This window comes from Rhizobacter sp. P3_B12 (assembly GCF_056402895.1).
Genome location: NZ_JBFUGN010000204.1, coordinates 1 through 7,931, shown reverse-complemented (window position 1 = coordinate 7,931; position 7,931 = coordinate 1). Strand labels below are relative to the sequence as shown.

6 protein-coding genes are annotated in these 7,931 nt (G+C 67.8%); 5 read left to right on the top strand and 1 reads right to left on the bottom strand.

Translation table 11 applies throughout. From position 1 onward, the window contains the following. The 3 genes from AC1D01_RS13405 to AC1D01_RS13395 form a co-directional block, all read left to right on the top strand. Positions 1-759 (top strand): ATP-binding protein (locus AC1D01_RS13405; protein WP_477866938.1); only part of this gene is annotated, 759 nt, incomplete at its 5' end. 424 nt (positions 760-1,183) lie between these two features. Further along, positions 1,184-3,259, top strand: coding sequence for an RHS repeat domain-containing protein (locus tag AC1D01_RS13400; protein WP_477866936.1), 2,076 nt, complete (start codon positions 1,184-1,186; stop codon positions 3,257-3,259). A gap of 21 nt (positions 3,260-3,280) precedes the next feature. After that, positions 3,281-3,505 (top strand): hypothetical protein, encoded by a 225-nt coding sequence (locus tag AC1D01_RS13395; protein WP_477866934.1) that lies wholly within the window; start codon positions 3,281-3,283, stop codon positions 3,503-3,505. A gap of 363 nt (positions 3,506-3,868) precedes the next feature. Here AC1D01_RS13395 and AC1D01_RS13390 read toward each other — a convergent pair whose 3' ends face one another. Further along, the gene (locus AC1D01_RS13390; RefSeq protein ID WP_477866932.1) at positions 3,869-5,143 is read right to left on the bottom strand and encodes a cytochrome-c peroxidase; all 1,275 of its coding nucleotides are present in this window, start codon (positions 5,141-5,143) and stop codon (positions 3,869-3,871) included. Between the two features lie 130 nt (positions 5,144-5,273). Between AC1D01_RS13390 and AC1D01_RS13385 the strand changes: the two genes are divergently transcribed. Next, positions 5,274-6,074, top strand: a complete 801-nt coding sequence (locus AC1D01_RS13385; protein WP_477866930.1) for a substrate-binding periplasmic protein — start codon at positions 5,274-5,276, stop codon at positions 6,072-6,074. 13 nt (positions 6,075-6,087) lie between these two features. Then, a partial coding sequence (locus tag AC1D01_RS13380; RefSeq protein WP_477866928.1) for a CHASE domain-containing protein occupies positions 6,088-7,931 on the top strand: 1,844 nt, incomplete at its 3' end.

Genomic DNA, 7,931 nt, shown 5'->3' with positions numbered 1-7,931 from the left:
ACGCTGGACGATCTGGTCCCGCAGCTGTGGCAACGCTTTGTCGGTCCACGCATTGCCGACAGCCGGGACGTGCTGCTGGACAAGCTGGCCGTGGCCCGTGGGGATGCGGATGGGGCGCTGCGTCCCACGGTGTCCGGTGTGTTGATGGCGAGCGAAGATCCGCGACGCTGGTTGCCCAACGCGTTCATCCGGGCGGTTGCCTACCGCGGCACCGATGTGCTGCCGCCCGGCGAGGGCACCTACCATCAGATCGACGCCAAGGACCTGGCAGGGCCGCTCGACGCGCAGGTGCTGGCGGCCTGTCACTTCGTTCGCAGGAACATGCGGATCGCGGCGACCAAGCGCGAGGGGCGGCGTGACCTGCCCCAGTACGACATGAACGCCGTGTTCGAGGCCCTGGTGAACGCCGTGGCGCATCGCGACTATTCGATCCATGGCGCAAAGATCAGGTTGCGCATGTTCTCGGACCGCCTGGAGTTGTATTCGCCGGGCGTCAGTCCCAACACCATGACGGTCGACAGCCTGCCCTGTCGACAGGCGGCGCGGAACGAGGCCATCACCAGCCTGCTGGCCAAGTGCGTGGTGCCCGACGATGAGCGCGACCTGACGGGGCGCAGCGCGATGATGGACAAGCGCRGCGAGGGTGTGCAGATCATTCTCGACAACAGCGAGCGCCTGTCGGGCAAGTGCCCGGTCTACAGGTTGGTGGACGAGTCGGAGTTGCTGCTGACGATTCCGGCGGCGGGGCCTGTGGATTGATCGTCGTCCTCGGAAAGGAACGTCTCCATCGTTTCTGCACACTGATTTCGTATCTGCGCGGGCGCGCGCAGATACGCAAATTGGCGATGGGTGTCATCGTCAATCGGTGGCGTGTCGCAGGCCGCCGACGGCCACACGCAACGCTTGCCATCGATTCAGGTCGGCGGTTCAATGCGCGCAGTGCGCGGGCCAGGCAGTCCCCTTGAGAGGGTGTGGCAGCGCGAATCGATCAACCGCTTGCCAAAACTCGACCATGAACACGACGACCCATGCAGGGGTCCTTGCTGTCACGACCTGCCTGCTTCTGCCTGCTGTTCCCTGCCACGCTGACATCCCACCTCCGCCGGTGTCTCCGACGCCGGTCCGTGCGTATGAGTACGACGCCGAAGGAAACATCACAAAGATCACCCGTGATCCGGGCGGGTTGAACGTTCAAACGCGTGTGGGCTATGACCCGCAGTACCGCGTGAAGGAGCTGACGGATCCGAAGAACGGCAAGACCGCGATTGAGTACGACGGAGGCCGCCGACCGACGAAGGTGACCGACCCGCGCAGCCTGGTCACGCAGTACCCGCGCAACGGCTTCGGCGATGCGATGCAGTTGATCAGCCCGGACACCGGCATCACCAACATCACCTACGACGCTGCCCGTCGCCTGAAGACCCGCACCGACAGCCGTGGCGTCACCGAGACCTACACCTATGACCTCGAAGGCCGGCTGACCAGCGTCGTCTACACGCAGAGCGGTCAGCCGAGCCAGACCATCACCTGGACCTGGGACCTCACCGGCCCGGACTACACCTACAGCATCGGCCGTCTGAGTCGAACCGATCACCCGGCCGGCTTTGCCCGTGTCAAGTACGACCCACGGGGACGGATCACCGAAGTCGTGCAATCGGTGAACGCCAAGGCCGGTGCGAACACGGAGCCGATCGTGACGACGGTGAAGTACGCCTACTCGCACGGCGACCTGATGACGATCACCTACCCGTCAGGCCGGGTGCTGGTGATCACGCGCGATGTCGGCGAACTCATCGGCATGAGCCTGGCCAAGGACGCGGGCAGCACGCCCGTCTCGCTGATCAGCAACGTGAAGTGGGAGCCCTTCGGCCCGGTGAGCGGCTGGGACTGGCACATGACCAGCGGCCTCGTGACTCACATGCGCTTGTTCGACTTGAGCGGTCGCATCGTGCGCTACCCGCTGGGCAATGCGCTGCGCGACGTGAGCTACGACGCGGCCGATCGCATCAGCGGCTTCACGCACCTGCTAGCCAGTGACGGTACCGCGCAACCAACGCTGGATCAGAGCTTCAGCTACGACGAGAACAGCCGGCTCACCAGCATCACGACGGCCGCATCGAGCTGGTCGATCGCCTACGACCCGAACGGCAACCGCACCAGCGTGAGCCTGAACGGCAGCCCGAGCACCTACACGACCGAGGCGACGAGCAACCGGCTGACGAACATCACGAACCCGGCGCGCAGCTTCGGCTACGACAACGCCGGCAACACGACCAGCGACAGCGCGGGCTACACGGCGACATACGGCCTGAACGGCTCGATCGCGAGCATCACGAAGGCGGGCGTGACCGGCAGCTACGACTACGACGCGCAGCGTCGTCGCATCCGCAAGGTGACGAGCACCGGCGAGACGGCGATCTTCGTGTACGACCTCGAAGGACAGTTGCTCGGCGAATACGACCAGACCGGCAAGGCGCTGCGCGAATACGTCTGGCTGGACAACATCCCGGTGGCGATGTTCATGCCGGACCCGGCGAACGCGAGTGATCCGAACGCTGCGCCGATGGTGTTCTACATCCACGCCGACCACCTGAACGCACCGCGCATCGTGGTGGACCAGAGCGGAGCCAAGCGCTGGCGCTGGCTGGCCGAGCCGTTCGGAACGACCGCGCCGGAGACGAATCCTGGCGGGCTGGGTGCGTTCACGCAGAACCTGCGGTTCCCGGGGCAGTATGCGGATGCGGAGAGTGGGCTGTTCTACAACTACTTCCGCAGCTACGACCCGTCGAGAGGCGGCTATCCGCAGTCGGACCCGATCGGGCTGGCTGGAAGAAGTTTCTCGACGTACACCTATGTGGATGGGAATCCGCTGAGCCTCGTCGACCCGAATGGCTTGCAAGCCAGCTTTGGAGGTGGTCCTGCACTGCGCGGCATCTACTATCCGCGTGGTCCGGTGATCACGGGGCCACCAACAATGTCGGAGAGCGGGGGCTGGGCCTCGACCAAGTCGCTGATGAATCAATTCACGAACATGCCAAATCCGGCGCCAGACCTTCCGGGTGAATATGTCGGCGTGAACTATCCGTGGTCAATGCCGAACTTGATCAAGGTGTGCGATGGACCCTATGTGCAGCCTGACCCGAATGCGGGGAACATGTGCCGGCCTCCGGTGCCGTACACAGAAGGGCCGTTCATGAGCGTACCCGGTCAAGCGCCGGTGCGGCAATGCACGTCTTGGCACTTCGTGCAGGTGAACTGATTGGAGTCGCGTGTGACGAAAATGAGCAAAGAGCTGCGACGCGGACTGGCTATTGCCATCGGCTTCGCTGCAGTGGTCGGGGTGTCGGTGTTGGTGAGTTGCTTCACCGGCAACCAGCCGTCCCCGCAGCAAGTCTGCACGCAGAAATGTGCTGCGTTGAACAAGAACGGCGAACTGGTCTACTCAGGGCCGGCCACCTCGAAGGACTTCTACAAGCAGGCAAACAGCGTGTGCGAGTGCCGCTGAAAGTCGGTGCCGCAAGATCAAATCTCCGTTGGAGTGAGGTTGGTCGAGCGCTCCTCTTCGCCACCCGGGATGCCGTCTGGACAGTGATACCAGTCTTCGTGCGGCGAGAGCTCGCCGCACGCCGGGCACTGCGTCTTCTGCCAGTGATGGCCACAGCCCGGGCAGACGCCGCCCGTCCAGAACGTGTGCCACACCGTGCCGCAACTGGGGATGCACTGCCAGCGATCCTCCGGCTGTGGAGGGTAGGTGCAGTGAGGGCAGTGGATATCGGGCTCTCGCTTCATGTGCTCTCCGATCGGCGACTATGGTGATCAAGGGATGCCAGCGTGGCGAGGCAGCAAACTGTGCGACGAGGCAATCTGGCTACAACTCCGCCTGCCACCCATCCGTCAACGTCTTCAGAAACGCGATCACATCCGCGATCTCCTGCGCATCGAGCGCCGGCTTGTCCCCCGCGACCCGATCGAACGGCGGATCGCGGTTGACGTTCTCCTTCAGCGCGCCCGGCAGGTCGTCATACAGCTCGACCTGGCCGCCCGCCCCGATGCCATACCAGCGCTGCGGCTCCAGGTCGCGCGTCACGTAGAACTGCATCACCTCGTCCAGCGTGTGCAGCACGCCGTTGTGGAAGAACGCCTGCCGCAGCGCCACGTTGCGCAGCGTCGGCGTGCGGAATGCGCCGCAGTGCTCGGGCCGGTCGGCGAGGTCGTGCCGCTCCGGCCCGCACAACCCGAGGTCGTGGAAGCCCGCATCGCGATTCGCCGGCAGTGCGCGGTTGCGCGGCACGCCGACCACGATGTGGCCGTGGTCGGTGAAGGCCGGGAACGCGCCGGTCGTTGGGCTGATCGCGCTCGGGTGGCATGACGCGCAGTTGCCCTTGGTCTCGTCGTTGAACAGCGCCAGGCCGCGCGCCTCCTGCGGCGTCAGGCGCGCGCGGCCGCGCAGCACCGCGTCGTACTTGCTGCTGTAGGGGTAGAACTGCGCCGCATCCTGCTGGAACATCTCCAGCGCCAGCAGCGCCCATTGAAACGCCGGCTCCACCGCATCCAGCGCATCGGCGCCGAAGGTCGCGCGGAACTCGCCGGCATACGGCGCGCGGCGCAGCCGCTCCACCACCTCGGCCGGGCTCGCATTGGCCATCTCGTTCGGCGACAGCAGCGCCAGGCCCGACTGCTCGTGCACCGTCGCCGCGCGGCCGTCCCAGTCGTGGCCGCCGGCCGGGCCCTGGTCGACGCTCTCGTCGACGTCGTCGTCGAAGCGGTGCTCGGTGAACGGCGGCACGTTCTGCAGGTAGCGCAGCGAGGGCGTCGCGCGAAAGCCCAGCGCCTGCCCGTCGCGCCCGCCCGGCTGCACCGGCTTGTCGTTCGGCGGGCCGTAGGCCGAGGCCGGGTCGTGGCAGCTGCCGCAGCTCTGTTCGCCCGAAGCCGACAGGGCCGCGTCGAAGAACAGAGTGCGGCCGAGCGCCTGCATGCGCCTGAAATCCGGCTGCCGCTGCGCCTGCATCGCATAGGCCTCGGCGGCCTGCGCAGCGGCCGGTGCCAGGCAGGGCCGGCCGGCCAGCAGCAGCAGCGCCGCGAGCCCGAGGCGGGCCGCTCGCAGGGCGCAGAGCGGGAGGGAGCGAGGAAAGGAGACCGTCATCGAAGCGCCGATTCTGCCGTCCCGGCCGCCGTGGCCGTGGCATTTTCCCGTTCGTTGCGGCAAGTCCCGGGGCCGCGCGGCCCGCGGCGGGACTATGCTGCGGGCCGAGGGGGTTGGATCGAGCATGCAGATGTCGTTGCGTTGGTTGCCGGGCTGGGCGTGTGCGCTGTTCCTGGCCGCCGGCGGTGTTCCGACGGTCGCCGTCGCGGCCGACAAGCCCGATTGCCCCCGCCCGATGAGCCTCGCGCTGCACGAGCACGGCCTGCTCTATTCGGCCGTCACCGGCGAGGGCATCGACAAGGACATCGCCGACGAATTGTCGCGCCGCAGCGGTTGCAAGTTCATCGTCTCGGTGCTGCCGCGCGCGCGCATCTGGCAGCTGATCGAGGGCGGCGCGCTCGACTTCAGCCTGTCGGGCATCACCAACCCGGCGCGCGAGCAGTTCGCCGCGTTCGCCTGGTACGTGTCGAACAAGTACTACCTGCTGGTGCGCCAGGATGCCAACGTCGCCGCGCTGGCCGATTTCGAGCGCAACCCGCAGCTCAGGCTCGGCGTGATCCGCAGCTTCCGCTACAGCCCGACCGCCAACCGCCTGGTCGACGCGCTCGATGCGCAGGGCCGCGTGAGCCATGCGTCCAGCCTCGAGCCGCTGTACCAGGTGCTGCTCGACAACCGCGTGCAGGCGATGATCATCGAGCCCTTCGACTACCCGACGGTGCAGCAGGGCACGATCCGCGCGCAGACGCGCATCGTCGAGTTCGACGACCCGGCGGTGCCGCACGGGCTGATCATGTCGAAGAAGTCGGTGTCGCCCGCGCAGCAGCAGGCCTGGCGCGCGCTGATCGACGAGATGCGGGCCGACGGCAGCATCCAGCGCATCTTCGAGAAGTACTTCTCGGCCGAGCTGGCGCGCACGATGACGCAGTTCTGAGCACGGGCCCGGTGTGAAGCGAGCCCTTCCGCTGCTGATGTCGCTGCTGGTCGGGGCCGTCTCGCTGACGGTCACCGCACTTGCGTGGCACCACGAGCGCGCGTCCGAGACGGCCGCGCTGCGTGCGAGCTTCGACTTCGGGCTGCGCCAGGCCACCAGCCGCATCGAGCAGCGCATGGCTGCCTACGAGCAGATGCTGCGCGGCGTGCAGGGCCTGTTCCTCGCGTCCGGCTCGGTCGACCGCGCGCACTTCGACCGCTATGTCGAGGCGCTGCTGGTCGGCGTCGACTTCAACGGCCTGCAGGCCATCGCCTACGGGCCATTGGTGCAGGGGCCCGACGTGGCGGCCCACGAGGCGGCGCAGCGCCTGTCCGGCGTGCCGGGCTACCAGGTGCGCCCGCCCGGGCCGCGCGCGAGCTATGTGCCGGTCACCTACATCGCCCCGGCGGTYGGGCGCAGCCTGAGCGCGCTCGGCTACGACATCTCCACCGACCCGTCGCGCCGGGCCGCGCTCGACAAGGCGCGCGACTCCGGCAGCGTCGCGATCACCGGGCGCATCCGCCTCGTCACCGAGCCCGACCACGCGCCGCAGTACGGCTTCCTGATGCTGCTGCCGCTGTACGCGCCGGGGCAGCCGGCCGACAGCGTGGCCGCGCGCCGGCGCCACGTGGTGGCCTGGGTGTGGGCGGGTTTTCGCATCGGCGACCTGATGTCCAGCCTGTACGGCGAGTCGACGCCGGGCCTGGACCTGCGCATCTACGACGGCGTCCAGCTGAGCGACGACGCGCTGATGTACCGCTCGATCGGGCCGGAGGCCGACCGCCAGCCGGCGCGCTTCGAGGCGCAKGAGTACATCGGCGTGGCCGGCCAGAGCTGGACGGTGCAGGTGCGCAGCACGCCGGAGTTCGAGGCGCGCCACCACCGCGAATCGGCGCGCACCATCGGCTTCGCCGGCATCGGGCTGAGCCTGCTGCTGGCCGCGCTCACCTGGCAGCTCACGACCGGGCGCATGCGCGCCTACAGCGTCGCGCGCGTGATGACGCGCGAGCTGCGCGACAGCGAGCTGCGCTACCGCCGCATCGTCGAAACCGCGAACGAGGGCATCTGGCTCGTCAACGCGCAGGCCTGCCTGTCCTTCGTCAACCCGAAGCTGCTGCGCCTGCTCGGCCAGGGCGCGGCCGACATGCTGGAGCGCCCGCTCGCCGAGTTCGTCGACGACCCCGGCGGGCTGCTGGCGCCGGCCGTGCTGGCGAGCCGCCGGCCGGGCACCGTCGAGGCCGTCGAGCTGCGCATGCTGCGCAGCGAAGGGCAGCCGCTGTGGGTGTCGATGTCGGTCACGCCGGTGTTCGACGAGGCCGACCGCTACGTCGGCTCGCTCGGCATGGTGACCGACATCAGCGAGCGCAAGCAGGCCGAGGCCCGGCGCGCGCTGCTCGAGGCACAGCTGCGCGAGTCGCAGAAGATGGAGGCGATCGGCACGCTGGCCGGCGGCATCGCGCACGATTTCAACAACATCCTCGCGGCCATCCTCGGCAACGTGTCGCTGGCGCGCGACCGGCTCGACGACGCGCACGGCGCGACGCCGCCGCTGAAGCAGATCGAGATGGCCGGCGTGCGCGCGCGCAGCCTGGTGCAGAAGATCCTCGCGTTCAGCCGCATGCAGCCGCACGAGCTGGTGAGCCAGCCGATGCGGCCGATGATCGAGGAGTCGATCGCGCTGCTCCGCTCGACGCTGCCGGCGACGGTCGAGCTGGTGCTGGTGCTCGAGGACCGGCCGCTGTTCGTCAGCGCGGACGCCACGCATGTGCAGCAGATCCTGCTGAACCTGTGCACCAACGCCTGGCATGCGCTGCAGGG